Annotated in this window: 24 protein-coding genes; 16 read left to right on the top strand and 8 right to left on the bottom strand. The window is 54.6% G+C overall.

What is annotated here, in order from left to right; genetic code table 11:
* Window positions 1-11 precede the first annotated feature (11 nt).
* Genes cyoE through M6D89_RS14775 form a run of 3 tightly spaced genes read left to right on the top strand, consistent with a single transcriptional unit; the run spans window position 12 to window position 1,924 of the window.
* Entirely contained in the window at window positions 12-923 is a 912-nt protein-coding gene (gene cyoE / locus M6D89_RS14765) for a heme o synthase (protein ID WP_253968854.1), read from the top strand.
* 34 nt (window positions 924-957) lie between these two features.
* On the top strand, window positions 958-1,605 hold the full coding sequence (locus M6D89_RS14770; protein WP_253968855.1) for an SCO family protein: 648 nt from the start codon (window positions 958-960) through the stop codon (window positions 1,603-1,605).
* A 31-nt stretch (window positions 1,606-1,636) separates the two neighbouring features.
* A complete protein-coding gene (locus M6D89_RS14775; protein WP_253968856.1) occupies window positions 1,637-1,924 on the top strand; it encodes a hypothetical protein in 288 nt (95 codons plus the stop codon).
* 40 nt (window positions 1,925-1,964) lie between these two features.
* Here M6D89_RS14775 and M6D89_RS14780 read toward each other — a convergent pair whose 3' ends face one another.
* The 4 genes from M6D89_RS14780 to M6D89_RS14795 form a co-directional block, all read right to left on the bottom strand.
* Window positions 1,965-2,159, bottom strand: a complete 195-nt coding sequence (locus M6D89_RS14780) for a type II toxin-antitoxin system YoeB family toxin (RefSeq protein ID WP_253968857.1) — start codon at window positions 2,157-2,159, stop codon at window positions 1,965-1,967.
* A 49-nt stretch (window positions 2,160-2,208) separates the two neighbouring features.
* A complete protein-coding gene (locus tag M6D89_RS14785; RefSeq protein ID WP_253968858.1) occupies window positions 2,209-2,481 on the bottom strand; it encodes a type II toxin-antitoxin system Phd/YefM family antitoxin in 273 nt (90 codons plus the stop codon).
* A 106-nt stretch (window positions 2,482-2,587) separates the two neighbouring features.
* Window positions 2,588-2,971 (bottom strand): DUF4112 domain-containing protein, encoded by a 384-nt coding sequence (locus tag M6D89_RS14790; RefSeq protein ID WP_253968859.1) that lies wholly within the window; start codon window positions 2,969-2,971, stop codon window positions 2,588-2,590.
* A 3-nt stretch (window positions 2,972-2,974) separates the two neighbouring features.
* The gene (locus M6D89_RS14795) at window positions 2,975-3,637 is read right to left on the bottom strand and encodes a DsbA family oxidoreductase (protein ID WP_253968860.1); all 663 of its coding nucleotides are present in this window, start codon (window positions 3,635-3,637) and stop codon (window positions 2,975-2,977) included.
* 824 nt (window positions 3,638-4,461) lie between these two features.
* Between M6D89_RS14795 and M6D89_RS14800 the strand changes: the two genes are divergently transcribed.
* The 4 genes from M6D89_RS14800 to M6D89_RS14815 all read left to right on the top strand — a co-directional run bounded on the left by M6D89_RS14800 (window position 4,462) and on the right by M6D89_RS14815 (window position 8,003).
* Window positions 4,462-5,511, top strand: a complete 1,050-nt coding sequence (locus tag M6D89_RS14800) for a DUF4062 domain-containing protein (protein WP_253968861.1) — start codon at window positions 4,462-4,464, stop codon at window positions 5,509-5,511.
* A gap of 932 nt (window positions 5,512-6,443) precedes the next feature.
* Window positions 6,444-7,082, top strand: coding sequence for a DUF2959 domain-containing protein (locus M6D89_RS14805; protein ID WP_253968862.1), 639 nt, complete (start codon window positions 6,444-6,446; stop codon window positions 7,080-7,082).
* Between the two features lie 214 nt (window positions 7,083-7,296).
* Window positions 7,297-7,602, top strand: coding sequence for a Dabb family protein (locus M6D89_RS14810; protein ID WP_253968863.1), 306 nt, complete (start codon window positions 7,297-7,299; stop codon window positions 7,600-7,602).
* Window positions 7,603-7,709: 107 nt separating this feature from the next.
* A complete protein-coding gene (locus tag M6D89_RS14815; protein ID WP_253968864.1) occupies window positions 7,710-8,003 on the top strand; it encodes a hypothetical protein in 294 nt (97 codons plus the stop codon).
* A 227-nt stretch (window positions 8,004-8,230) separates the two neighbouring features.
* Here M6D89_RS14815 and M6D89_RS14820 read toward each other — a convergent pair whose 3' ends face one another.
* Window positions 8,231-11,554 carry an ExeM/NucH family extracellular endonuclease gene (locus M6D89_RS14820; RefSeq protein ID WP_253968865.1) on the bottom strand — a complete coding sequence of 1,108 codons (3,324 nt, stop codon included), beginning with the start codon at window positions 11,552-11,554 and terminating at the stop codon, window positions 8,231-8,233.
* A 142-nt stretch (window positions 11,555-11,696) separates the two neighbouring features.
* Entirely contained in the window at window positions 11,697-12,722 is a 1,026-nt protein-coding gene (locus tag M6D89_RS14825; protein ID WP_253968866.1) for an AraC family transcriptional regulator ligand-binding domain-containing protein, read from the bottom strand.
* 143 nt (window positions 12,723-12,865) lie between these two features.
* Between M6D89_RS14825 and lpxC the strand changes: the two genes are divergently transcribed.
* Window positions 12,866-13,789, top strand: a complete 924-nt coding sequence (gene lpxC, locus M6D89_RS14830; RefSeq protein WP_253968867.1) for a UDP-3-O-acyl-N-acetylglucosamine deacetylase — start codon at window positions 12,866-12,868, stop codon at window positions 13,787-13,789.
* Between the two features lie 39 nt (window positions 13,790-13,828).
* Here the strand turns inward: lpxC and M6D89_RS14835 are convergent, their stop codons facing one another.
* The gene (locus M6D89_RS14835; RefSeq protein ID WP_253968868.1) at window positions 13,829-16,915 is read right to left on the bottom strand and encodes a DUF748 domain-containing protein; all 3,087 of its coding nucleotides are present in this window, start codon (window positions 16,913-16,915) and stop codon (window positions 13,829-13,831) included.
* Window positions 16,916-17,203: 288 nt separating this feature from the next.
* Between M6D89_RS14835 and M6D89_RS14840 the strand changes: the two genes are divergently transcribed.
* Complete coding sequence (locus M6D89_RS14840; protein ID WP_253968869.1) at window positions 17,204-18,967, top strand: hypothetical protein; 1,764 nt, start codon at window positions 17,204-17,206, stop codon at window positions 18,965-18,967.
* Here M6D89_RS14840 and M6D89_RS14845 read toward each other — a convergent pair.
* Window positions 18,956-20,110 carry an L-lactate dehydrogenase gene (locus tag M6D89_RS14845; protein ID WP_253968870.1) on the bottom strand — a complete coding sequence of 385 codons (1,155 nt, stop codon included), beginning with the start codon at window positions 20,108-20,110 and terminating at the stop codon, window positions 18,956-18,958. The genes M6D89_RS14840 and M6D89_RS14845 overlap by 12 nt on opposite strands.
* A 108-nt stretch (window positions 20,111-20,218) precedes the next feature.
* Here M6D89_RS14845 and fucP point away from each other — a divergent pair, with 108 nt between their 5' ends.
* The 7 genes from fucP (at window position 20,219) to M6D89_RS14880 (ending at window position 26,857) form a co-directional block, all read left to right on the top strand.
* Window positions 20,219-21,505: an L-fucose:H+ symporter permease gene (gene fucP, locus M6D89_RS14850; RefSeq protein ID WP_253968871.1), complete on the top strand. Its 1,287-nt coding sequence runs from the start codon at window positions 20,219-20,221 to the stop codon at window positions 21,503-21,505.
* Window positions 21,498-22,391, top strand: a complete 894-nt coding sequence (locus M6D89_RS14855; RefSeq protein WP_253968872.1) for an amidohydrolase family protein — start codon at window positions 21,498-21,500, stop codon at window positions 22,389-22,391. Before fucP ends, M6D89_RS14855 begins: the two co-directional genes overlap by 8 nt.
* Window positions 22,363-23,160, top strand: a complete 798-nt coding sequence (locus M6D89_RS14860; protein WP_253968873.1) for an IclR family transcriptional regulator — start codon at window positions 22,363-22,365, stop codon at window positions 23,158-23,160. The genes M6D89_RS14855 and M6D89_RS14860 overlap by 29 nt, the downstream gene beginning before the upstream one ends.
* 376 nt (window positions 23,161-23,536) lie before the next feature.
* Complete coding sequence (locus M6D89_RS14865) at window positions 23,537-24,556, top strand: aldo/keto reductase (protein ID WP_253968874.1); 1,020 nt, start codon at window positions 23,537-23,539, stop codon at window positions 24,554-24,556.
* 3 nt (window positions 24,557-24,559) lie between these two features.
* Entirely contained in the window at window positions 24,560-24,886 is a 327-nt protein-coding gene (locus tag M6D89_RS14870) for a UxaA family hydrolase (protein ID WP_253968875.1), read from the top strand.
* The gene (locus M6D89_RS14875; protein WP_253968876.1) at window positions 24,879-26,105 is read left to right on the top strand and encodes a UxaA family hydrolase; all 1,227 of its coding nucleotides are present in this window, start codon (window positions 24,879-24,881) and stop codon (window positions 26,103-26,105) included. The genes M6D89_RS14870 and M6D89_RS14875 overlap by 8 nt, the downstream gene beginning before the upstream one ends.
* A gap of 29 nt (window positions 26,106-26,134) precedes the next feature.
* Window positions 26,135-26,857: an SDR family oxidoreductase gene (locus M6D89_RS14880; RefSeq protein WP_253968877.1), complete on the top strand. Its 723-nt coding sequence runs from the start codon at window positions 26,135-26,137 to the stop codon at window positions 26,855-26,857.
* Window positions 26,858-26,963 lie beyond the last annotated feature (106 nt).

The raw sequence follows: 26,963 nt of genomic DNA on the forward strand, positions 1-26,963 counted from the left end.
TAGGTACGCATATGGCACAAACACAGGCACTGGCCCAATCGCCCAGCTGGCGCGATTACTACGAGCTGACCAAACCCAAGGTGGTCATGCTGATGATCCTCACCTCGGTAATCGGCATGCTGCTGGCGGTGCCCGGTATGGTGCCGCTGGATGTCCTGCTAATTGGCAATCTGGGCATCGCCCTGTGCGCCGGTTCGGCGGCGGCGGTCAATCACCTGGTGGATCGCACTATTGATCAGAAAATGGCGCGCACCTTAAACCGCCCGGTGGCCAAGGGCCGGGTCGAGCCCATGCAGGCACTGCTGTTTGCCGGGGTGATCGGCGCTTTGGGTATGACCCTGCTGGTGGTGTTTATTAACACCTTAACCGCCGTGCTCACGCTTATTTCGCTGCTGGGTTATGCGCTGGTGTACACCCTGTTTTTAAAGCGCGCCACCCCGCAGAATATAGTGATTGGCGGCATTGCCGGGGCCGCGCCGCCGCTGCTGGGCTGGACGGCAGTAACCGGCAGCATTGATGGCCACGCGCTCTTGCTGGTGCTGATTATTTTCGCCTGGACGCCACCGCACTTTTGGGCCCTGGCCGTGCACCGCAAAGACGATTACGCCAAGGCCGACATTCCCATGCTGCCCGTTACCCACGGCGAGCAGTACACCAAGCTGCATATATTCCTGTACACCATCATTATGGTGCTGGTGACCTTGCTGCCGTTTATTACCGGCATGATGAACTGGATTTACCTGGTGGGTGCGCTGGTGCTGGGGGCCGGGTTTTTGTACTGGTCGTTTATGCTAATGGTGAGCAAGCGCGAAGGCCTGGGTATGGAAACCTTTAAGTATTCCATTATTTATTTAATGGCGCTGTTTGTGGTAATGCTGGCGGACCATTATATTCTGCCCGCGCAAACCATAGGCGCGGTTTAACCTTTTAATTAAGTGACGTTTAGGTAAAAGCGCAATGAGCAGTTCGTCCAACCGACGCGGTATTATCATCACGGTTTTGTGTTGCGTGGCATTTATGTCGCTGGTGGTAGCCGGAGTAGTGCACAAGCTGCTTAGCCCTCGGGTGATGACGCAGAGCGAATTGCAGCTTAACGGCGCTATCGTGTTCGATAAACCCCGCCGCTTTGAAGACTTTGAGTTACTCGATCAAAACGGCGAACCTTTTACCAAAGACGATTTAACCGGCCAGTGGTCGCTGCTGTTTTTTGGCTTTACCCACTGCCCGGATATCTGCCCCACCACCATGGCCGATATGGCGCGCCTAAAACAAAACCTGCCCGCCGACATTGCCGAACAAACTCAGGGCGTGCTGGTCAGCCTGGACCCGGCGCGCGACACCCCCGAGCTGCTTAACGATTACGTCGCCTATTTTGACCCCGAGTTTGTCGGCGTCACCGGCGATTTTCTGCAAATCCGCCGCTTTGCCAACCAGGTGAACGTCGCTTTTACCAAAGTCACCCAGGGCGACGACTACACCGTAGACCACTCGGGTAATATCGTTATAATTAACCCCTACGGCGATTACCACGGTTTTTTTAAGCCGCCGTTTGAGCTGGCAAAATTAAAAGCCACTTATAGCTCAATCGTTACCCAATTCGATTAACAGCCTGTTAAACGACTTACCAAGGAAGGTTATGAAGTCTTTCCCGTTATTGTTTTTAATCCTGCTGAGTGGTTGCGTTGCCACGCCCAAAACCGTCCATGTGTACGACCCCGAGTGTGATATCCACGTGCGAAAAGCCACTCTGGAAGCCAATCAGTCTACTCTAATAAAAAATTGCACTAACGAGACTTGCGTCGGTGAGTTGGTCGGCGCCAGTGTTATCGGCACGGGTAGTGTGATTATATCCGGCAGCATTGTGGTGGTTTCCAATGTGGTCTACTGGATTGAGCGGGAGCAAAATTGCCGAGCGGTAGATTAGGCGGTTCGCGCGTTAATAGACTCTTGGGGAAGTCTGTTTTCTATTCGTAATGCCCACCAATGGCGAAAATATAAATTGCCTGGTCGTCAAATTTATAAATCAGTCGATCTTTGTGCGAGATGCGTTTCGACCAAAAGCCGGTAAGGTTATGTCGAAGCTGCTCGGGCTTACCCATTCCTTTGCCCTGATCTTCGCGCAGCATTTCTTTAAGTATCTTGCACAGGGCTTTGTGCAACTATTTATCCTTTGCGCGAAGCGCTTCGTAGGTTTCCCAGGTTCTGCCTTCAAATACCAGTGATCTCATCCATTTCCTCACTGCTGGGACTATAGTCTTGTCCCCGTGTATGGGTCTGCGCAGACTCTGCGATTTGCTGCATCAAACTGGAGTTTTGTAGCACGTACAGGGTTTCCTGCTCCCGCTCCCAGTCATCGGCGCTCATGACCACAAAAGCTTCGCCGGCCCGTCGGGTTACCTTGAGCGGGGTGTGGTTACTAATTGCCTGATCGACAAAGGTTTTTAGCTTATCTCTAAACTGATTGACACTGACCGTATCCATAAAAGGTACCAAAAGTACGGGGTTTCCGTTCATAATGGGGCGTTGTATAAAATTTAGCAACCAGACGCTCTGGTATTACACCAGGGCAACCTAAGCTCAGAAAGGTTTAATTACGTTCTTCCAGATGTTTTCTGAGTATTCGGGTATTGCGTGTATTGGCCTTAAAATAGGCATCAAAAATATCGCCCACCAGTGGCACCAGCCCCCCGAAGAAGTCGATGGCCATGTTGGTGGCAATCTTAACCTTTACCCCTGTACTGGCGCCGGCGCGCTGGGCTTCAAGCAGTACATAGCTCGACAGCAACAAACCGGCAAAATCGCCAATAAACGGTACCAAGCCAATAATGGCCTCAAAGCCCACGCGAAAGCCGATAAGAGGAATGCGTACACTACTGTCCATCAAGCGGCTGAATTTGTCCAGCCGCGCCAAAATGGCCTGTTGCTCAGCGCGCTGCGTGGCCTGAGTTTTTTCCTCCACTGAGTCGTTCACCGCTTAACCTTTCTCCGCTTGGTCTGCTTCGGCGCTAATGTCTTTAAAGGCCTGTGCCAGGGTGGCGGGCTCCTGCGCGCCCGAGATTAAATACTTCTGGTTGATAATAAACGCAGGCACCGCCGTTACGCCCGCCTGCTGGTATCGGGTTTCGTCCTCGCGCACCGTTTGAGCGTATTGATCAGATGCTAATACCGCGCGGGCGGCGTCTTTATCCAATCCTACCTGCGCGATACACGCTAACAGAACCTCGGGCTGGGAAACATCTTCGGCGCGGCCAAAGTAGGCCTCAAACAGCGCCTGTTTCATCTCGGTCTGTTTGCCTTGCTCGCCCGCCCATTTCACCAGCCGGTGGGCGTCAAAGGTGCTGCAGGTGTAGCGCTCTTGCAGCTTGTCAAAGTTGACCCCCAGGCCCGTGGCAATTTGAATCATCTCGTCCTGGGTGGCGCGCACGTCTTCTTCGCTGCGGCCGTATTTGCGCGCCAGGGCGGGCAGTATGTGTTCACCTTCGCCGCTGTGCTCGGGGTTTAGCTCAAAGGCGTGCCATTGCACGTTAAATTCGTACTCGGGGCTCAGCTGTTGCATGGCCTTTTCCAGGCGGGCGTAGCCAATGGCGCACCAGGGGCAGGCGATGTCGGAGACTATGTCTATTTGGATGTTGGGCATGGGGTGTCCTGTTGCGTTGGGTGGCTTTATAGCCTTAGGTGGGGATGGTTTGGGGTTTTTTCACCCGTTTGATGGGTATTAGATGGTTGTTTTCGTAATTCTCGCCCTCTTTCGCCGGGCGGGGCGAAGCGTTTTATAGGCCCGTGTCGCCGGGCGTTGCGAGGTACTTTTGGTCTTGGCCAAAAGTACCCAAAAGCCGCGCCCCAACATCTGGCCCTGCGGGTCCCCTCATTCCAATCGATTTTAGCGGGCCGTATCGACAGGCCGTCCTTGGCCTGACGATACTTGCGCAAACGTCCTGTTTGCTTACCCCCTAAAATCGATTTCCATTCGGCCTAGATGTAAACGGGGCAAAAAAGCAGTGCTTCGTAGCTAAGTTGAGTCCATCGGGCCTAAAGAGGCAAAGCCTTGCTCTAGCGTCAGACCTCCGACATCAGACGTCCGACGTTAGCCCGTTGCAAAACGGGCTAACGCATGGCACTATTTTCCTCATCAAACATGCGTTTATTGTTGTCACGCAGTACAACTATAAATCAGTGGCGTAGCCAGGAGGCCAGGAGGCTGGGAGTGGGACAGGGCAGTACTAAGAGTTGACGCATGCCCTTCTTTTTCAGATTCCGTGTTGTTCGTTTTTCAGGGGAAACCCTTGAACACCGCGCGTTAGAGTTCTTGGAGTTAACTAAAAAAGCCATTATTTTCAGTGAGTTGATTGTATCTTTCGACAAGTTAGGTAGATTCGCTGAATGCGGTATTAGTGCGTCTGAGTCGCATGAATTAGCTGTTAACTTTGCCTCCATTTGCCATTTTTATCGTTCGGGAAAGGTATGACTAAGAAGTATCAGGTTTTTGTTAGTTCAACTTATGAAGATCTCAAGGATGAACGAGATCAAATAATCAAAGCCATACTTGAAATGGGGCATATCCCTGTCGGTATGGAAATGTTTAGCGCAGCTGACGAAGAGCAGTGGAAAATCATAAAACGGCAGATTGATGAATCTGACTACTATGTAGTCGCAGTGGCTCACAAATACGGTTCTGTAACCGAGGAGGGAATCAGCTACACGGAAAAAGAGTATGACTATGCAGCTGAAATTGGAGTTCCTGTTCTCGGGTTTGTTATAGATGGAAGTGCATCATGGCCTTCGAACTTAATGGAGGACTCGGCCGATAGGAGGGCTTCTCTTGAGGCATTTAAAGATAAAATAAAAGGTAGGCTCGTAAACTTCTGGAATGGGAAAGACGACTTGCACGCGAAAGTCTCTATTTCCTTGATGAAGTCTATCTCCACGAACCCACGTACCGGCTGGGTAAGATCAGATGAAGTTGTGGGGCCGGATCTGATAAAGGAATTAACGCGTCTAAGTACTGAAAACTCTTCATTACGAAAAGAGCTCTCGATTCTTCAAGAAGAAAAGCGCAAGGCTGAACGAGAGAGTGACGTAAAAGGGGAGCTCTTTGACACCTTGCGAAAGAATAAAGTCGATGTGTATGTTTGGATGGATGGTGATGAGAATTGGGGAGATCCAATCGAAGGTAGTTTGCTGGGGGTTTTTCAGGCTATAGCACCCAACTTAATGGTGGAGAATGATTTTGAGAACATTGGTAGAGATATCGCTCTTAGATATAAAGGTGTAAATTATAGGCAATGGTTTCCAGTTCCCAAAAACCTAATTAGTCATTGGTTAGCGGATTTGGCATCGCTCGACCTTATAGAGCCCTCCAAAAAGAAACACCCTGTAAGCGACAAAACGGATTATTGGTCGCTATCTAAAGAGGGTCGATCATTCTTGAAAAAACTAAGGAAAATTCAGTTGGAGAGGGGGCTGGTCGAAAAAGAAAAGCCAGAGAATGAAGCCTCTCCACCAGAAAGTTAAGGGTCAGATACCCTCTTGAAAATCAAGATCCGAAAGTGGAATTTTCGCATTAAAATGGGTTTCTGACTTTACTACGCCGTAGATCATGTGAACCAAATAAATAGGACACCCACAGTCTAAAGAAGCTTAGTTATTCTTGGCCGGTTCAAAAACGGTTTTATGTTCTTGAGCCATTGCAGCTTGAGCTAATGGGGAATCTGATCAAATCACGCAATTTCAAACATGCCGGTCCGTGCCCTGGGTTCATCCGGCAGGAATTTCTATGGAGGGTAAGTATTTAGCCAGTCGTGGGGTACAGCCTTCGGCAGTTTCGCATACCATGTATCCAGTTTAGGTTTAATACGTCGCAAAGTTCGGTAACCTTGGCGATTGGTCCGATGGCTCGGCCAAAGCGTCTCTCGATATGGCAGCAGGTGTCCAGCCAGTCTTTGGCGGGCAGCCCGAGCCGATCAAGTATGTTGGGAAGTCGATCGCTAATAGCCCCACGTTTGTCGCCTCGAATGGCTCGGCCGGTCCAGTCTACAAGCTCCAGGTAATCGGTCAGGTCAAATGGAATATTGTGTGCCTGGTGATCATTATGTTCATTCCCCGAGAACGGTAAACGCTCGGCGAGGCGTAAGGGTTCTTTCGGATCGTTATCAAATTTATGGGTGTCCCGTTTTAAAAATGGAAAAAATAGAAGCTAAGGGATTTTACTTCACTCATTCCCCTTTGCTTTATCACAAACCATTCACCACATCCGGCATCGCGCTAGCATCTACTGTGGCTGGTACAAAACCTGCTTTATTGGTGTTCTCAAGTATAATTTGCTCTAAAACACGCCCTTAGCAGCGCCAAGAGAGCAAGAATCACAATCTTAGCCGCGCTTTTGACAATTTGGCGGGCGATTTAGGGTTTTAAGCCAATCAAGCAAAAGGTGAATACGCATGTTAATGAATCGTTGGTTTCTTAGTTCTTTTCTGGTCGTGAGTCTGGCAGGTTGTCAGTCGGTGTATTACGGGGCGATGGAGAAGGCGGGGGTTCATAAGCGCGATATTATGATTGACCGCGTGGAGTCGGCGCAGGAGTCACAGACTGATGCCAAAGAGCAGTTCGAGTCTGCGCTGGAGCAGTATCAATCGATTGTGACGATTGAAGATCAGGACTTAGTAGAGCGCTACGAGAAGCTCAACGACGAATACGAGGACAGTAAAGCGGCGGCCGAAAAGGTGTCTGAGCGAATTAATTCGGTGGAAGATGTTTCAGAGGCGCTGTTCGATGAGTGGGAAGATGAGATTGATTTGTACAGTAATGCTAACCTAAAGCGCCAAAGTGAAGCCAAGCTGCGTCAGACCAAAAAGCAATACGAGAAACTGATTACGGCTATGCGCAGCGCAGAGTCTCGCATGGACCCCGTGTTACAAGTGTTTCAAGATCAGGTCTTATTCCTGAAACATAACTTGAACGCCCGTGCGATTGACTCGCTGCAGGGTGAGCTGGGAAATGTAAACACTGAGGTTGCCGGGCTTATTAGAGAGATGGAAAAATCCATTGCCGAGTCGGAAGCGTTTATTAGCAGCCTTAAGAATTAACAGGTAATCTTTACTGGCGCCGCCATGAAATATATGGGTATTCCAGTTAAGCGCTTCGCAGTTAACGAGAGATATTGCAATATTGGAAGAAACTCTCTAGATTCACCCCGAATCAGAATCGGAGGACTAGGTCGTGAAAAAATGCCTTATGTTCGTAACAATTTTAGTTTCTATGCTGGTTACTACCGGCATTACTTATGCGGAGGAAAATTCAGTGCGTCACATCGTTGTTTTTAAATACAAAGAAGGGGCTACCCAAGAACAAATTCAGACCATTACCGACGCGTTTAGCCAGCTGCCGGAAAAAATTCCCGGTATTGTTGATTTTGAGCATGGTGAAAACAACAGCCCGGAAGGGTTGAATAAGGGCTTTAATCACGTTTACGTGGTTACATTCGACAGTGAAAAGTCCAGGGACGAGTATCTGCCCCACCCGGAACATAAGAAGTTCGGAGAGCTGCTAGGGGATATGGATATTCTGGAAGACGCATTTGTCATTGACTATTCACTGGATAAGTAGGCTTTTTTCTTCGAAGCGCCGACAGTAATGTATGAATATCTGATCCGAATCAAGTTTGGTTAACTCTATCTATTTAAAATACCCCCTAGTATCAAAAGGGGGTAAACATGTCCTACAAAAAAATGGCGGGTACCTGCGCTGTATTTATCGATGAGAATGATCCTAACAGCTCTGCCCAGGAGCGCGATGGATTAACCTGGTCGGCGGAGGAGTTGCATGTGTCTGACATACCCGAGCAGTTAACTCGCAAAGCGCCGATGCAGAATAGCTTGTCGCTGGAGGGGTTGGAGGATTACGATCCGCCCAGTCATGGTGATGTGCGTTTAATGCAGTGTATCAATTCTGATTTTGTGTATATCGTGACTGTTAAAGCCTGGGTGCAGTATCAAAGCTGCAATTAACCCGGTGGTAGTATATGCCGGGTTAATAGGCGGTGCAGGGATGCACCGCCATGAGCCGAAGGTTCATGCGAGCCCTAAAAATCCAGGGTTTTCGCACAAAGCCGCCTGATTTTTAGGGCGAAGGGTAAATAGATCAGGCCGATCTATTTATCCACCAAGTTAATAGTTAAGCGACCCGCATAAATTAAACCGCCAGCGCTTTAACGCTGGCGGTTTGTTCTTACGGGTTAATCACACTTGGTGGCAATAACACCTGCTAGGGCACTGTTCCAATCACTTAAACTCTCCCCTGTAATCCAATCGCTGCGTCCGCCATCGGAGTGCTTGGCGGCTTTGTTCAAAAAATTACAGGCTTGGTGCTCACGGCCGCGGTTATCAAACCATTGGGCTTTCTCTAAGGTGGCGTAGTAGAGAAGGGCCTTTATGGATTGAATGACGGACCAGCGTCCATTGCCCTGCAGTTGGCCGGTCAGCAGCATTTGCTGGAAGCTATCGATCAATGCATCCAGGGTCAGGCTCTGGCTTTGCAGTTGCAGGCCCACGATTAACGGGTCGTGGTCCGAGCTGCGGTAGGCCGTGCTGGCGTCAAAGTAGCCGGGGTTGCGCCCGTAGTCCAGGTTGTAGTCCAGCGCGTCGGCTTCGTCGGCGTTAATGTTCCAGATCGCATGGCCCGCCAGTTTGTCGGCTAAGGCGCTGCTGAGCAGAACATAATCCAGAGTACCGGTTTGGCCGTCGAAAACGTACGAGTAATCGCTGGCGGTTTCGGGGTTTACATAACCCTGATCCAACAGATACTGCACCGGTGCTTCGGCGGCATAGGCATTGAGGTCGCCGGCGATGGCCACTTGGTCGGTATCAACGCCGGTGGGCGCAGTTTCCAGCCAGTTGATCAGAGCGGTGGCGGCGTCCAGGCGACGTTGGTTCCAGAAACCGGCGCCGTCGTTTTGGTCGTAGTTGATATCGCCGGTGTCCTCCAGGCTGGAGCTGCCCTTGGATTTAAAATGGTTCGCCACCAGAGTAAAGCGTTCGCCGGATTCGCTGTGGGTAAAACTTGCTGCCAGTGCCACGCGGTTGGTGGCCGGGCCGTTAAAGATAGGGTCGGCGTTAAAGTCGCGCGTGGCAAACACATCTAGACTGGCGGCGGCTGAGTCGTCCAGCAGGGCCGGTGTGCTGCCTTCGGCCAGGGTTAAACTGTCGGTTTGGTAAATAATCGCCACGGCAATGGCGTCGGTGCCGACAAATTGTGCGCCGGGGTAAACATAATCGTAAGTTTGGTTACCCAGCTCGGCGTTTACCGCATTGACTAAGGTTTCCAGCGCGGTGGAACCGTCGTTGGTGTTATCAAACTCGTTTTCAATTTCCACCAGTGCCAGGGCGTCGGCATCCAGTTGCACAATGGCGTTCACCAGCTTGGCTTGCTGGCGCGCCAGCTCGTCAGCGGAATCGGCGCCGCGCGGGCTCATACCCACGGCGGTGCTGCCACCGTTATCCAACGTGGTGAAATAATTCAGCACATTCAGCGAGGCGAGTTTTACATTGCCCGCCACCGAGGGTGCGGCAGGGCGTGGTTCGCTGCTGACTACTTGGTTAATGCCTTCACTGTTCGCGCGCACACGCCAGGTGGCGCCCGAGGCGGAGTTACCCGCCCATTTGTAATCCAACACGCCGGTTAGGTTGCTGATGGTATCGCCCATGCGCGGTGCGGTGGTTTCGCTGTAGGGGGCGAAACCGTCCAGGTTGTTTACGCTGGCGTTCTGCTCGTTTAAACCATCGTCGTACACAATGCTGCGAGCACCCAGGTTTTCTAAATGAGTCTGCAGGCCGCTAACGCTGGGTGCATTCAGCTGGGTAAACTGCATGGGGCGTTCGCCCGCCACCAGGCGTACCTCGTTAAAGCGATCCAGCTGGTATTGTTCGGTTAGGGTGAGCGTATCGGTAAAGGTGATCAGCATGCCTTCGTAGGCTTCTAGATCAGGCTGGTAGTTGCCGCTCTGGCCCTGGGTAACCGCGATGTTATTGGTCAGAGAAATGCTGGCGGTAGTGACTTCGCCGAGGGCATTGCTGGCGATAATCTGTAAATCGCTAACATTGGAAAGTTGCGTCTCGCCGTAGTACTGATCCACCCGTGCGGTTAAGCGCACTTTATCGCCCAGGTTAACGTCGGTATCACTGTGGTAGACAAACACGCCCTCGGAACTTGCCGGGTTGCCGTCTTCGTCCAGGGTTTCTTCCTGCAGGTAAAAGCCGTTTAGATTGCGGCTGTCGTCAGCGTCGCCGTTTTGAAAATCCCCCACCACCACCGCCTCAACGGTCACGGTTTGGTTGATCAGCGGGCTGACATCCGTCTCGCCATAACTGTTGCTGCCGTAGTTTTCGGGATTGCCCTGAATGGCGGAGATTAAGGTCAGCTCGGCCGCCACTGGCTCGCAGTTATTGGCGCTGCCCGGTGTGGGGGCTGCCTGACTATAGCTGTCGGTGTTGCGGGCTCCGCCGGCGCCATTGGCGCAGCGCTGGTTGGAATCCACCGGGCTGCCGTTGGCGGCACTTTCGTTTATCTGCGTCTGGCCCTCATTTAACAGCGCCAGCAAGCCGGTGTCGTCGGCGTCATTGGTGCCGTAAACCAGTGCGTCCAGAATGTTATCGGTAGGCAGGGCGCTGCCGTTGGGAAAGCTGGCGGCCTGTGCACTGACCAATACGGCGGCATCGGCGCCGTTTTGTACGCTGTTACTGGTACCGATCACCCAATCGACATTGGGGTTGCCCAAGACAAAGTAGCCTTCGGCATTGGTGCTGTAACCGCTTAAATCAAAGGCGGCGTAGCTGGTGTCGCTGCTGCCGTTATACAGCACTAGGGTCAGGCCGCTTAGGTCGGTATTGCCCGTGCCGCCATCGTACAGCTCAATAAACTCAAGCTCATCGGTGCCGTCGGTATCCGCGTCCAGTTCGTTAATAATCACGCTTGCCGGGGTTGGGGTGGTGTTGCCGCCAAAGCTGCCCAGGGGAACAGGGCTGGCGGCACTGGCGTTTGTCGCCTCACCGTCCAGCGCATTGGCACCGCTGTACAGCCAGTCGCCCGGGGTAAACTGATCGGAAACCGAGGCGCCGTCCTGACGGTAAGCCCAGCCGTCCTGGTAATCCCAGACGGTCCCCGTCCCGTCTGTGTCCTGCTCGCCGAAAACATCAACTACTGCGCCATTGTGGAACAGCTCGATGGCGTCATCGCCGTTAATGCTGGCAACCGAGCCTGTGTAATCCGGAGCAAAACCAAAGAAGTCGCTAAAACCAATGTCTTCACTGGCGACGGTAATAAACGTGCCGGCCGGTACGCTCACGGGCGGGAACACAAACTCTTCCCCGTCGCTGCCGCCGCCATTGTTGGCGCTACCCAGGCCGTATTCGCTCAGGTCGGTAATATCGGCGCTGGCGTAGACCTCAATGCCTTTGGGCAGGCCGCCCGGCAATGGGCCGTCGAATACAGAGGTAATCAGTAAATCGGCATTTGCGTGACTGGCTGCCAGGGCGATGGCCGCCGCCAGAATTCCTTTTTTCATAAAGCACCTGAATCTTGGGTTGGGTGTGTTAGACGACAGCGCCGAAAATTGGGCGCCTCGTGCAGGTGCTTTATGGAAACAGACAAAAGTGACAGATTCTTAACGTATTTGTGGCAGTTCTGGTGAGATTATATGACAGGGTTTAAAACTGTGCGCCACCGCTCTTGCCAAGGTTGGCCGGGTTATGCGCGCTGCGATACTGGGAGGGCGACATCGCAAACCAGCGCTTAAAGGCGCGGCTAAAACTGGGCTGGTCGCCATAGCCCAGCAGGTAGCTGATTTCGCTGAGCGAGTGCTCGCCGAGCGACAAATACTGCTTGGCCAGTTCGCGGCGCACTTTATCCAGCAGCTGCTTAAAGCTGGTGCCCTCGTCGTGCAGGCGTCGCTGCAGGCTGCGGGTACTAAGGGCCAGCTCGGCGGCGATGGATTCTTCCGATACCTCGCCCGAGGGCAGACGCGCGGCAATGGCCTGGCCGATACGCGCCCGGATATTACTGTTTTGCAGCTTACTCAGGTTTTCCAGCGCCAGCTTTTCGTTGACCTCGGCCAGCTGAGCATTGGCGCCGGGTAAGTGACTGTGCGCCTGCTGGCGGTCAATGGCGAGCAGGCTGTCGGCGCAATGGGTATCGGCCGGGCAGGCAAAAAAAGTTTGCGCCGCTGGGCTTAAGCGCTGCCCCTGCAGTGGCAGCCCCAGAGATACCGGGGTAAAGCTTTCGCCCAACAGGGCCCGACACATGGTGACCACCGCCGCTAAACCTGCCACATTCGCCGCCGCCGGGCTTTGCGCGTGGGGCACAATATGCACCTGATAGGTTGTGCCGGTGGCGGTTAACTCGGCCTGTAGTCCGCTGTTGACCAGCTGTGCGTAACGCACCAGTCGCTCCAGCGCCTGGTGCAAAGTGTCGCTGGCCAGCCAGGCAAAGCCCAGGGCGTTAAAGCTGGTGGGGTGCCAGCGGCAGCCCACATCCAGGCCAAAATCGGATTTAGAGTAATGCCGCTCGGCGCTCAGCCACAGCTTATGCATGCCCGCTACCGGGTAGCGACCGTTGGAGTCCGACAGCAATGCCGGGTTAAGCCCTGCCTGGGCAAAGGCGGCGCGGGCGTCAAGGCCATCATCGCTTAGGGTTTGCCAGATTAATTTGGCCCAGCTGGTGAGTGTGGTGTTCATACGCCCCTTCAATCGCAGGTTTTACCCAGTGTAAGCAAAAAAAACCGGTTTGGCAGCAATTGCTAAGCACTTGGCGGCTGCGGACAAAACAGCCGGGCGCGCCGGACATATTCTGAACCTGTACCCCACAGGAGGAATATGGGATGAAAACTTCACAATACTATCAGCACACAATCAATACACCTTTTACTTGCTTTGGTCGCGGCCTGCACACCGGTGTTCCGGTGGTGATGAAAGTCTTGCCCGCGGATGAAAATACCGGCCGTACCTTTGTGCGCCGCGATTGCCTGTCCGGACAAAACCACGTGCGGGCGATTTGGTTTAATGTTCGTCACACCCAGTTAAATACCAAACTGAGTAATCGCTTTGGGGTAACGGTAAGCACGGTGGAACATTTAATGGCCGCCTTTGCCGCCCACGGGGTCGACAATGTAAAAGTAGTTCTGGATGGTCCCGAGGTGCCAATTTTGGAAGGCAGCTCGCGCACCTTTTCCGATTTAATTATGGCTTCGGGGTTAAAACAACAGCGCGCCCGCCGCAAAGTGATTGTGGTAAAAAGACCGGTAAAAATTGCGCAGGATGATCGGGTGGGCATGTTATTGCCCAGCAGCGGCATGATGGCCGATTTGGAAATCGATTTTTCCGCCCCCGCAGTGGGACGCCAGAAATTGCAACGCATTAACATGAATGAAGAAACGTTTGTGCGCAGTATTCGCGATGCCCGTACCTTTGGCATGGCGGAAGACGTGGAGCACTTAATCCAAAACGGTTTTGCGCGCGGTGCGTCAATGAAAAACGCGGTGGTGGTAAAGGGCGATCGTATTCTTAACCCCGAAGGACTGCATTACCCGGATGAATGTGTGCGCCATAAAGTGCTGGATTTATACGGTGATTTGGCCATGGCCGGCGCGCCTATTCAAGGTCATTTTCGCGGATTTAAAAGTGGCCACCAGATAAACGCCGGCGTGGTAACCAAACTTTTGACCGATTCGCAAAACTTTGATTTTGTGGATGCCGAGCAGGCCGATATATACGGGAAAGATTCCGCCCAGCAACGCACGGCTTAATGATGCAAAAAAACGCGCGACTGAGTCGCGCGTTTGGCGCTATTGCGATTCCACCTCAAATTTTAATGTGGTTCCGCTAAGGGCGCTACTGTAAGCTGGTTTTAACTTCAGCTTGTTTTCGTTCACGCCGTCATCCAGCAGTTGGTCTACGACTGCTTGGCTGCGGGCATCGGCCATGTCTTCCAGTTGTTGCTCGGTAATTTGAATGTTTTCTCTAAGTTGATCAAACGCCTGAAGCTGAGCGGTTTGCTCGCCATTCTCTTCGCCAGAGGCACTGAGAATGTTCTGCAACTGCTCCAGGGTTTGCCCGCTCGATTCACTGTACTGTTTTTCTAAATGGCGCCGCGCGGGGTTTTCCGAAAGCGCCGTTAAAAGCGCTTCGTCACTCATGGGTAAGCTCGGCGGTTCGGCATCGTCTTTTTGTAGCTGGCTTAGCAGTTCCCGACGTTGCAGTTGCAGTGTGTCAGCTTGACGGTCGGCGTTGCCTTGTACCACCAGAAACAGCTCGGGCTTTTTGCTCAGGGCATCGGCCAGGTGCGATAAGGTTTTACGCTGATCTTTACTCAGCGTGGTGCTGCCCGGTTCAAACTGAACCTCGCCCAGATTCTCGTCGCTGCTTACCAGCGATCCCAGTAGCGTAAAAGGCGAGGCCGCCGCTTTAACCAAAATATTGATAAAAGTTTTGGTGATTAACCCCGGAATATTAAAACCGGGGTCGCTCTGGTCGCCGCTAATACCCAAGTCCAGATTAATGTTGCCCTGCAAATCTTTTAGCAACGTCAGCCCCAATTTAATCGGCGCTTCAATGGCCTGGTCGCTTTCTACCGAGTCGCCCAGTTCAAATTGTTGCGCGACGATATCATTGGCGCCGGTAATTTTGGTTCCTTCCAGGGTGTAGTCAAAGTGATAATTTAAATCACCTTGATCAACCTGGTAGCCAATGTAGGTGCCGGTGTAGGGCGTTAGGCCTTTTAAGCTGAGCGCGTTTACCGAGCCCTCAATTTCTTTTTTATTGGCGGTGGTTTCGGCCGTAATGCTGAGGGGGGCGTGTTTATTAATGCTGGCCTTTAGCGTGGCCGACAGGTTTTGCGCATCGCGGGTGGAAAAGTCGGTCAGCGACATCTCGATATCGTTAATCGCCGAGGCGAACTCGGGCTGGATTAACTGATCTTTAAAGTAAACGTTGCCCCCGTTAATCTCCAGGCGCGCAATGCTCAGGGCCAGGGGGTTACCCTGTTCCGCATCCGCATCCGCATCCGCATCCGCATCCGCATCCGCATCCGCATCCGCATCCGCATCCGCATCCGCATCCGCATCCGCATCCGCATCCGCATCCGCATCCACATCCGCATCCGCATCGTTTGAGCTCGCTGGTTCTTTAACAAGCGTTTCCCAGGTGGACGGAGTGGCACGGGTCATACTCGCCCAGGGTGAGGTGAGTGCAATCGACTCAATGGCCAGCTCCATTTGCGGGTATTGAAACTGGGTGTTGCTAATGGCTAAGTTTTCCCAGCTTAAAAACTTGTCTTGGCTGACCGTGTTAATAAAGACGGCGTTGGCCAGTTCGGTGTTAGCGGTGGCGGTAACGCCAAGCTCGGGTTGGGTGGTCAGCGCCAGTTGTGCTTGGGTGGTTAGCGCGCCATCGTCAATGGCGATATTGGTTGCCTGGTTTAAATAGGGCGTGACAGGGGCGGTTGCCAATTGCTCCAGCGCGACATCCAAGGTGATGCCAATGGGGTCGAGCGTTAATTGCCCGCCAATGGTTAAGGGGGCCTGGTTGAGTTGAGCGCTTAAGTTTAATTCGGCGGGCTCGCTGCTATTGAGCACAATGGGGGCCAGAGAGGCTTCCAGTTGTTCCAATGACCAGCGCACCGGTGGGTTAACCTGGCGGTCGGTAAAATGGGTTTGTGACTGGCTGATTTTAAATTCGCCCAGGCGCAGCTTCCAGGGTGTTTGATCGGTTTGCTTGTCATTGGCCGTTGAAGGCGCGGGGGCTTGTTTGGGCTGCTCGGCCGGGGGCGCGGTTTGCTTGCCTGCCGAGGCCATGGTTTGCTCGTGGGCATGCAGCAACAGTGATTGGTAGCGCATAGCGCCGTCTTCATCCAGCCACTGGTTAACACTCAGGCCGTTCACGGTAACGGTGCCTATGTCCAGGCTGCGCTCTTGCACATCCAGCTGTATGGCATCAACGGCAAAAGTGTCCAGGCGCAGCAGTGGAGGATCGAGGGTTTCATCGTCTACCGCCAGGTCGGTGACCGCGACTCGACTTTGATTGAGGGTGATTTGCGTGGCTGAGTCTGTCGAGGGCTTGACGATACGCACGCTTGCCTGGGCGTCAAGGGTACCGTTTTTTAAATCGGCGTTAATCACATTGCGGACAAAGTCGGCAAAGCCCGCCAGATTAATGGCCTGGGCCTGCATACTGATGTTGAACAGCAGTGGTTGTAAACGGTAATCGCCGTTTAGGTTGATGCTGCCGCCATCGGCCAGATCCGCAGTAATATCAAAGGGGTTACTGTTACTCGCGCCTGTGTCGATATATAAATCGTTAAACACCAAATTAAAGTCTTCAATGCCGGAGTCGGCGGGCACTCGGCCGGCGGTGTCTTGGTAGTGAAACGCGCCGTCGGCAATTTGTATCAGCTTGACTTCAACCCCAATCGGCTCGCTTTGCTCTGTGTTCTCGGCTTCGGGCTCGGCGCTGGCGGTTTTCTGGTTAACGCTGTCGATAACGGAGTCAAAATTAAAGCCATCGGCGGTTTGCAATATATTGATTTGGGGGCCGGCCAGCTGTACTTCTTTAACCACCAGGTGCCAGTTGAACAGCGAGGGCCAGAAGTCCACGTTGACACTCAGGTGATCCCAGTGTGCCAGAGGTTTATCGGGGCGATCGGCAATGGAGAAGTTTTCCGATTGCAGTTCCAGGGCGAACGGGTTGTAGGCGAAAGACTCAACACTAACCTGGCGGCCCAGATAGTCGCTGCCCTGGTTTTCTGCCACTTGTTTCAATTTGCCGGGCAGGTACCAGTAGCCGAGGGCGAGGTACAAGACATAACAAAATGTTAATAAACCGGCTGTGGTCAGGGCAATGCGTTTCAGCCATAGCCCAATGCGGGACTTATCCATATCTCACCTCGGTTGGAGACAACTTCATATCTGTATGCGGTACGGCGCTAAAGGGGCGATACCGTCGATTATGACGATGATAACTCAGGTGTATGTTTGTGTGTGTAAGGCTGGGGCTGATTGCGTTAACCGCTGGCAGCCCCTTTGTTACATTTTTGTCACATGCGTGTGCGCTCAGTCATTGTAGAATAGCGCCTTTTCGCTTTTTACACGGATCGTTTTATGCTCGCAGTGTGGCGCCATTTGGCGCTTAAAATAATCTTGTTGCTTGCCAGCGTGGCTTGCTTGATGACAGCTTCAAACTGGGGCGGCCTTGGTGTTGCCGATGTCACTTTGCATCGCGACGGGCAGACCCAGTCGCTGGCAAGCTTGCCGCTGTCGCGCTCGCTGACAGGCGATTACAGTATTTCCCTTAGCTTGGACTCTCGCGGTAAAGAGTCAGTGGCGCTGCGGCTGATTCCCGACGATGAGCTGCACGCGGTCACCCTTAACGGCGAGCCGGTGTCTTTGCAGAAGTTCTCTCGCAGCCAGCGCCGCGACTATAGCAAGGGCTTGGTCTTGCCCCTTGCGGGTTTAAACCCCGAGGCGCCCAATACCTTGCGCTTTGAGCTGAGTAACGCCAGTAACCCCGCGGGTTTTGACTTGCGCCCGGTGGCCAGTTTTAGCGCGGCGCAAATGGGTTTAGTGGTGTTCGCCTTTTTACTGCTCGCCGCTGCACTGTATCGCCCGCTGCCCATTAGCAAGGGGCAGGGGTTGGTGCTGGCGCTGGGTTTAATCGCCTGCCTAGTTTATTTATCCCAGACAGATTCTTACACCCGAACCTTTGATGTTTACGAGGGCGGCGGCCATCGGGATTACATTCACTATGTGATCGAGCACAAAAGTTTTCCCCCGGCCTCGGAGGGCTGGGAATACCATCAGCCGCCTGCGTATTACACCCTGGCCGCGCTGGTGAAGGTCTTGTGGGTAGAGGCGGATGGCGACGATGATCGCTGGGGCCAGTGGTTGGCCCTGTGGCTGTGGGCGATCTTTTTGTGGGCCTCGCTGGCCGCGCTGCGCTTGGCGTTTCGCGCCCATCCCGGGGCCTTGCTGCTGGCCAGTGTAGCGCTGTGTCTGTGGCCCTCGGGTATCGTGCACAGCATTCGCATTGGCAATGATGTGCCTTTGTACACCTTTTACGCGTTGGGTTTTTATTTTTGTCTGCGCTGGTGGCAAACGGGCGCCAGCCGTGCGCTGGCGTGGGCGGCGTTTTGGGCCGCCTGTGCGCTGCTAACCAAGTCCAACGCGCTGGCACTGTGGGCGGTGCTGGGGTGTTTGTGGTTTTTGCGCTCGGCGCGGCACGGGCGAGCACTTTTCCTTTTGCCCAGGTATCGCACCCAGGCGCTCCGGGCGATGGGTATTTTAGGGGGCTTTTTTGCCGTGGCGGTGGCGCTGAATCTGGGGGATAACCTCTGGCACTACTGGCAAGGTGAATCCGCCGACTGGTTATTGTCCAATGTCAGTACCACGATTAACCCCGGGTTACAGGTCGCCAATAAGCCCTTTAACTATCTGGTGTTGGATATCGCCACTTATCTGCAGTACCCGTTTATCAGCAGTTGGGATGATCAGTACGGACGACAGTATTTTTGGAATTATCTGTTGCGCTCCAGTTTGTCGTCGGAGTTTTTCTACCAGGGACAGGCACTGGCCCTGTGGGGCAAGGTGAACGGTGTTTTGCTGCTGGCGATGCTGGTGGGGCAAATCTACTTTGCCGCCATCTACCATAGCACTCTTGCAGCCTCGCAGCGCTGGCGGCGTCTTTACCGGGCTGCGCCCTGGCTGTTGGCCATTGTCTTTCCGCTACTGTTGCTGCTGGCGTATCGCATCAAAGTGCCGCTGTCGTGCAATACCGATTTCCGCTATGTGTATATGCTGCTGGTGCCTTTGTTGTATGTATCGGCCCGGGTGTGGACGCGGCAGTGCCAGTGGCTGGCCAAGGCGCTCGCCTTGGCGGCGCCTTTGATTGGCCTGCTGAGTGTGTTCTGGCTGGCGGTTTTACTACAACAGTGAGCGCTCAATTAGAACGTCGCGAGTGATCTGCTCGGTGCGGGTGCAGCCGGTTAGCGCCATGGCCACACGCATTTCTTTGGCAAAGCATTCGATAATCTCGGCCACACCTTGCTCGCCCCCAGCGGCCAGGCCGTAAACCCAGGGGCGGCCAATCATTACCGCGCTGGCGCCCAACGCGAGGGCGCGCACAATGTCCACCCCGGTGCGTACGCCCGAGTCCAGGAGAATATCTAACCGGCCGTCCACCGCCTGACTAATGGCGGGCAGGGCGGCAATGCTGGAGCTGGCGCCATCCAGCTGGCGTCCGCCGTGGTTGCTGACCACAATGCCGTCGGCGCCGGTAGCCAATGCCGCGCGGGCGTCTTCCGGGTCGAGAATGCCTTTGATCACCAGTTTGCCTTTCCACAGCTGGCGAATCTCGGCCATATCGTCCCAGGTGACGGTGGGGTCAAAGTTTTGCGCCATCCAGCCCCAAAACTCGTCAATGCCGGCGTTATCTCCCAATACCGGAGCGATATTACCCAGGCTGTGGGGGCGACCCCACAGGCCTACATCCCAGGCCCAGCGGGGTTTTACCATGGCTTGGCCCGCGCGGGCGAACTTGCGTCGCCAGGCACTGCCGCCGGATAAACCGCTGCGAATGTCCCGGTAGCGGGTGGCGGGTACGGGCATATCCACGGTAAAAATCAGGGTGCGGCAGCCCGCTTCCCAGGCGCGCTCTAGCATGGCTTTAAGAAAGCCGCGATCGCGAATCATGTACAGCTGAAACCAGAAGCCGGAACCGGCTTTTTGCGCCACTTCGTCTACCGAGCAGGCGGAGACGGTGCTTAGGCAAAAGGGAACCTCGGCTTTTTGCGCCGCGCGCACGGCTTGCACTTCGCCCCGGCGGGCGTTGAGCCCGGCAATACCCACAGGTGCCAGTACCAGCGGCAGGCTGGCAGATTGCCCCAGAATATGGGTGGCGGTGGTGGTGTTATCGACATTTTGCAGCACCCGTTGGCGCAGGCTATAGCGTTCAAAATCACTCTGGTTACGGCGCAGGGTAGATTCGCTAAAGGACCCGCCGTCGATATACTCGAATAAAAATTTGGGCAGGCGCCGCTGGGCGAGCCGGCGGTAGTCGCTGACGCTGGCTGGTATCATAGGCAGGCTCTTTATGAATTTCATTTTAAATATAAATTGAATTTTACTTGCAAATTTAGCCGTGGTATACAGGATGCAAATAAAATAACAATAGTGACCGGAGGAGATGTGACAGTATCACATGCCCAGGCAAAACCGTTTACCGGGGCCCGATTATGGGTCCCTCTGTTTTTAATTGTCAGCCTCTTTTTTATGTGGGGGGTGGCCAATAATCTTAACGATATTTTAATTACCCAGTTTAAAAAGGCCTTTGTGCTCTCCGATTTACAGTCGGGTCTGGTGCAGTCGGCGTTTTACTTTGGTTATTTTGTCTTTGCTATTCCCGCCGCCCTGGCCATGAAATGCTTTGGTTATCGCGCGGCGATTGTGTTTGGCTTATTGCTCTACGCCGCCGGGGCCGCGCTGTTTTATCCCGCCGCCCAGGCCCACGAGTACGCTTACTTTTTAGCGGCACTGTTTATTATCGCCAGTGGTCTGTCGTTTTTGGAAACCTCGGCCAACCCCTTAATTGTCGCCATGGGCGACCCGGATACCGCCGAACGCCGTCTGAACTTTGCCCAGTCGTTTAATTCTCTGGGTACCATTTCGGGGGTGTTGATCGGGCGCGAGTTTATTCTCTCGGGGGTGGAGCACAGCTCCGAAGAGCTGGCGGCCATGAGCGATGTCCAACAGACCGCGTTTTACACCAGCGAGGTGCAGGCGGTGGCGGGGCCCTACCTGGCCATTGCGGCGGTGGTGCTGTTTTGGGCGCTGTGTGTGGCGCTGGTGAAGTTTCCCGCGCTGGCGCGCTCGCCCGCTGACGAACCAAAAGGGTTTTGTCTGGCGGATTTTAAAGCACTGTTGGGGCGCGGGCATTATTGTTTCGGGGTGACGGCGCAGTTTTTCTATGTGGGGGCGCAGGTTTGCATCTGGAGTTTTATGATCCGCTACGGCCAGGAGGTTATGCCCGGCACGGGTGAGAAAACGCTGGCTACCTATCTGACGCTGTCGTTGGTGGCGTTTATGGTGGGCCGCTTTTTTGCCACCTGGCTGATGGGCTATATCAAACCGGCGCGCCTGATGGCCTGGTATGCGCTGCTTAACATCGCCCTGTGTGCCTTTGCCATGCTTGCGGCTAATCACGCGGGGCTGGTGGCCCTGGCCGCGACCAGTTTCTTTATGTCGCTGATGTTTCCCACCATTTTCGCCCTCAGTATTAAAGGCCTGGGGGCCGAAGCCAAGGCCGGCTCGTCGCTGTTGATTATGGCGATTATTGGCGGCGCTATTCTCACCGCCCTGATGGGGCTGATATCGGATTTAACCAGTATGCACACGGCGGTCATTGTGCCCTTGCTGTGTTTTGCTGTGGTTTGGCTGTTTGCCCGTCAATGTCAGCGAGGGGCGGTGAGTGTCTGAGTTTGCGATCATTGATGCTCACCAGCACTGTTGGCAGTTGGCCAATACCCGGTGGCCTACGCCCGATCTGGCGACTATTTATCGCGATTTTGGCCCGCCCGATTTTCTCGCCGCCTGTGCGGGGGGCAAGGTAGCAGGCTCGGTGCTGGTGCAATCGCAGCCAGCGGCGGCCGATACCGATTATTTACTGGCCCAGGCCGAGGCTCATCCGCATATTCTGGGGGTGGTGGGTTGGATTGATTTGGCCGCTGACGATGCTCCCGAGCAGATCGCGCGCCGCGCCGCCCACCCCGCTTTTTGCGGGGTAAGGCCCATGCTGCAGGCGCTGCCCGATGATGCCTGGATTGCCGGACCCCAGTGCGACGCCGGGCTGGAGGCTTTGGCTGCACATAAATTGTGCTTTGACGCGCTGATTTGTAGTCGGCATTTGCCCTACATCGAGCAAATCGCTATTCGTCACCCGAACCTGTCTATTGTGCTCGATCACGGTGCTAAACCGGATATTGCGGCGGGCCAATGGCACACTTGGCACCAGGGGTTAAGCCGCTTGGCGGCGCTCCCCAATGTCTGGTGCAAGCTGTCGGGGTTAATAACCGAGGCCCGCGCCGGCGCCGACATGGCCGCCGTGCAGCCCTATGCCGAGGCTATTTTGCAGCTGTTTGGCCCCCGCCGGGTGATCTGGGGCAGCGATTGGCCAGTGTTAAACCTCGCCACAAGTTACGATCAGTGGCTGGCTTATTGCAAACAGCTGGTACAATTATTCACCAAGGATTCTCAGGCGGCGATATTGCGTGACAACGCTGTCGCGTTTTACGACCTGAAGACCAATAAAAACAAACTTTTTGAGCAGCGACACGATGACAGAAACGTTAGCAAACAAGTCTGAGGCTAAGGCCGAAGACAGCCGCAAATACAAGGCGCCCGCGCTGGAAAAAGGGCTGGATATTCTCGAGCTACTGGCCGCCACCAGCGAGCCTATGACCACCTCGCAAATGGCGGCTAAATTGGGCCGCTCGGTCAGCGAGTTGTTTCGGATGGTGCTGGCGCTGGAGTTTCGGGGTTATATAGCCCCTGCCACCGACGGGCGCGATGGTTACACCTTGTCGAACAAGTTGTTTACCCTGGGTATCGCCCGCGCGCCCACTAAAACCCTGCTGGAGATTGCCCTGCCGGTGATGGGCGCGCTGAGCCGCGAGATCGGTCAATCCTGCCACCTGGCGGTCGCGTCGGGGGACCAGATTGTGGTGATCGGGCGGATTGAAAACCCCGGCGATCTGGGCTTTGCGGTGCGCATTGGCTATCGCCGGCCGTTGATTAAGTCGGCTTCGGGCAAAATCTTATACGGCTTTCAGGCGGATGATTTGCAAGAGCCTATGCGCCAGTCGTTAAAGGCGGACGATAGCGCCGAGTTGGAGCAATTTATTGCCAGTGCCGCCCAGGCAAAGGTCGACGGTTACGTTCGTAAGCCCAGCGATTTTATTGACGGGGTAACGGATCTGTCGGTGCCGGTCATGGGTTACCGTGGCGCCCTGGCAGCACTGACAGTGCCCCATGTGGTGTACCACCCTGAACCTTGCAGCGTGGAGCGCGCCCTGGAGGGGCTGCAACAGGCCGCCCAGAAAATCTCCCAGCAGCTGTCCGAGCAAAGCCACTAAACGCCTTTGACGCCGGGGTGCTTTTAGCAGCACCCTGAGTCCCTGCAGCGCACTTTGCGCCCGTGCCTGGTTTGAGCCTAGCGGTTTCCCGCGTCCTCGGTCCCTCTCCCGAACGGCAACCCGCAACTCCAGCGGGTTTAGGTTTTCTCCGTCAGTGGTTCCTTCCAGTGCGCCGAATCGTGTGTATGTGGGCTTAAAACTTCTTAAATTTGCCCCCTGCTGCCGAGTCTACCTGTCGCAGGTATTAACGACCTGTTATCTTATGGTTTATGTGACTTTTAGTTGACCCGGAAGGCTGAAACCGGTTGACTTTTAGTGCCTATTAAATTTTACTTGTGAGTATATTTTTAATTATAAAAAAGGTTGGTTCTTCGCCGTGAATCTTTCGCCGCGTCGCCGTGTGGCTAATACCCAAGTTTATTTACCGCCTTTGGGCATGGGAGCGGCGCCCTTGGGTAATTTGTATCGCGAGATCAGTGATACCCAGGCAAGGCTCGCGGTACAGGCGGCCCAGGCCTGCGGCATTGGCTATATCGATACCGCCCCGCACTATGGATTCGGGCTCAGTGAGAGTCGCCTGGGCGGCGTTCTGCCGGGGGCTGACTGGCTGATTTCTACCAAGGTGGGGCGGCGCTTGGTGCCTATAGCGCCTGCCGAGCGCGCCGATGTGCGCCTGGGTTTTGCCGCTGCCCCGGATTTAAAGCCGGTATTTGATTACAGCTTTGCCGGGGTCATGGCCTCATTTGAAGCCTCGTTGCAACGCTTGGGGGTGAGCCACGTGGACATGGTTTTTGCCCACGATTTGGGCGAGCTGACTCACGGTGCCGAACACGAAGCCCACTGGCGGCAATTTTGTGAGGGCGGTATACGCGCCCTGCAACAGCTTAAAAATGAGGGCCGCATCGGCGCCATTGGCCTGGGTGTGAACGAGGTCGCGGTGTGCGAGCGCGCCCTGGACGAGTTAGATATTGACGTGTTCTTGCTCGCGGGGCGTTACACCCTGCTGGAGCAGACCCCCTTGGCATCGCTGCTGCCGCGCTGCGCGGCGAGCGGCGTATCGGTGATCGCCGCGGGGCCATTTAATTCGGGCATTTTGGCCGCCGATTTGGACGCCGAGGTGTTGCACTACAACTATCAACCGGCACCCGCCGATGTCATTGAGCGGGTGCGCCAACTGCGCGCTGTATGCACTGAATACCAAGTGCCGATTCAGGCCGCGGCGCTGCAGTTTCCCGCCGCTCATCCGCAGGTCGTGAGTGTGTTGGCGGGGTTTGCCAGTGCCGCCGAGGTGAATCAGGCGCACCAGTGGCTACAAACACAGATACCTGCAGAGTTTTGGCGCGCACTGCAAGCGCGGGGGTTACTGCACCCGGATGCGCCAGTGCCAACGGAGTGATCTATGAGTTCGACCCCAAGCGCCGCGCCCCAGGTGGTGTTGCTGCACCCGGACGACAATGTCCTGATCAGCGTGACGCCCCTTGCCCGCGGCAGTGTTATCGATTTTGAAGGGCGCGAGTATCGCCTTAACCAAGACCTGGCACTGGGGCACAAATTGGCGCGCCGTGACTTACCCGCTGGCACAAAAATTTTGCGCTACGGCGCGCCCATTGGCTCTTTGTACAGCGATGTCAAAGCGGGCGAGTGGGTACATATGCACAATTTGAAAAGCGATTATCTGGCCAGTCATACACGCCAGGGGCGGGCCCGGGGAGACAGTGGTGAATAACAGCAGTCAACAGCAGGCGGCGCTGCGCGGTTATCCGCGCGCCGATGGCCGCAAAGGCATTCGCAATGTGGTGGTGGTGGCCTACTTGGTTGAGTGCGCTCACCATGTGAGCCGCCGGATTGTGACCCAGGCCGATCACAGCGAAGTGCACCTGATAGGTTTTCCCGGTTGCTACCCCAACGAATACGCCAGCGAGATGATGCGCGCAATATGCACTCACCCCAATGTGGGGGCTGCGCTGTTAGTCTCTTTGGGGTGCGAGAGTATGGACCGCGACGCGCTCTTGCAGACTGTGCGCGAGTCCGGCCGCCTCGCCGAACTGTTGGTGATTCAGGAAACCGGTGGCACCGCCAGTACTATCGCCGAGGGTGTGCAGCGAGTGCAGCAAATGCGCACCCAGCTGGATGCCCAGCAGCCGGTGCCCATGGCCATTGAAGAATTAGTGGTGGGCACGATTTGCGGCGGCAGCGACGGCACCAGTGGGGTTACTGCCAACCCGGCGGTGGGACGCTGTTTTGATGCGCTGGTGGCCGATGGCGCCGCCTGTATGTTCGAAGAGACCGGCGAGTTGATAGGCTGTGAAAACATCATGGCCGACCGCGCCGCGACCCCCGAGCTTGGCAAACTGATACAAGAATGCGTCGCCAAGGCTGAGCGCTATTACACCACCATGGGGTTTGGCAGCTTTGCCCCGGGTAATGCCGACGGCGGCCTGACAACCCTGGAAGAAAAATCCATGGGCGCCTATTCCAAATCGGGATCGTCACCCATCACCGGCTTGATTAAGCCCGGCGATGTTCCCCCCACCGGTGGCTTGTACCTGCTGGATGTTGTGCCCGACGGCGAGCCGCGTTTTGGTTTTCCCAATATTGCCGACAACGCCGAAATTGTCGAAATGATCGCCTGTGGTTGTCATTTGACCTTGTTTACCACCGGGCGCGGTTCGGTGGTGGGCTCGGCGATCTCACCGGTCATAAAAATTTGCGCTAATCCCGATACCTACCAGCGTTTGTCTGGCGATATGGACGTTAACGCCGGAAAAATTTTGACCGGCGAGGCGACTCTGGATGAAGTGGGGCAGGAGATTTATCAGTGCGTGCTGGATGTTGCCACAGGCGGGCAGAGTGTTTCCGAGGCGCTGGGACATCAGGAATTTATTTTAACCTACAAATCCTTTGAGCCCATTGGCCCCGGCTGTTTGCCGGTGCGCCAGTTATAAATTGCGTTAGCCTACTGGATACAAGAATAATGAGACTAAAAAATAAAATTGCCTTTATCACCGCCGCCGGGCAGGGCATAGGGCAGGCGACCGCGCGCCAATTTATCGCCGAAGGCGCGCGGGTTATTGCCACGGATATTAATGCCGAATCGCTGCGCGCATTAGATTGCGAAACCCATGTGCTGGATGTGACCGATACCCGGGCGGTCAATGCCATGGCGAAAAAAGTGGGCGCGATTGATGTATTGTTTAACTGCGCGGGCTATGTACATTCGGGGACGATTCTCGAGTGCGACGAAAATGAATGGCAGCGCTCGATGGATATGAATATCAACTCTATGTATCGCACCATTCGCGCATTTTTGCCCGCCATGCTGGACACTGGCGGAGGCTCAATTATCAATATGTCATCGGTAGCAAGCTCCATTAAAGGGGCGCCCAATCGCTGCGCCTATGGCATGACCAAGGCGGCGGTTATCGGCCTGACAAAAGCGGTAGCGGCGGATTTTATAACCCAGGGTGTGCGCTGCAACGCCATATGTCCGGGCACGGTAGATACGCCTTCGCTGCAGCAACGCCTGGCCGAAACCGGTGACTATGAGGCCGCCCACAAAGCGTTTGTCGCGCGCCAGCCCATGGGGCGTTTGGGAACAGCCGAAGAGATGGCGAAGCTCGCGCTGTATTTGGCGAGCGATGACAGTGCATTCACCACGGGCACCATTAATGTTATTGATGGTGGGTGGAGTAATTGATTAGATGTCAGACGTCGGACGATAATTTTGCTGAACGCTGAACGCTGAACGCTGAACGCTGAACGCTGAACGCTGAACGCTGAACGCTGAACGCTGAACGCTGAAC

It is taken from the genome of Gilvimarinus xylanilyticus (genome assembly GCF_024195295.1).
Taxonomy (GTDB): domain Bacteria; phylum Pseudomonadota; class Gammaproteobacteria; order Pseudomonadales; family Cellvibrionaceae; genus Gilvimarinus; species Gilvimarinus xylanilyticus.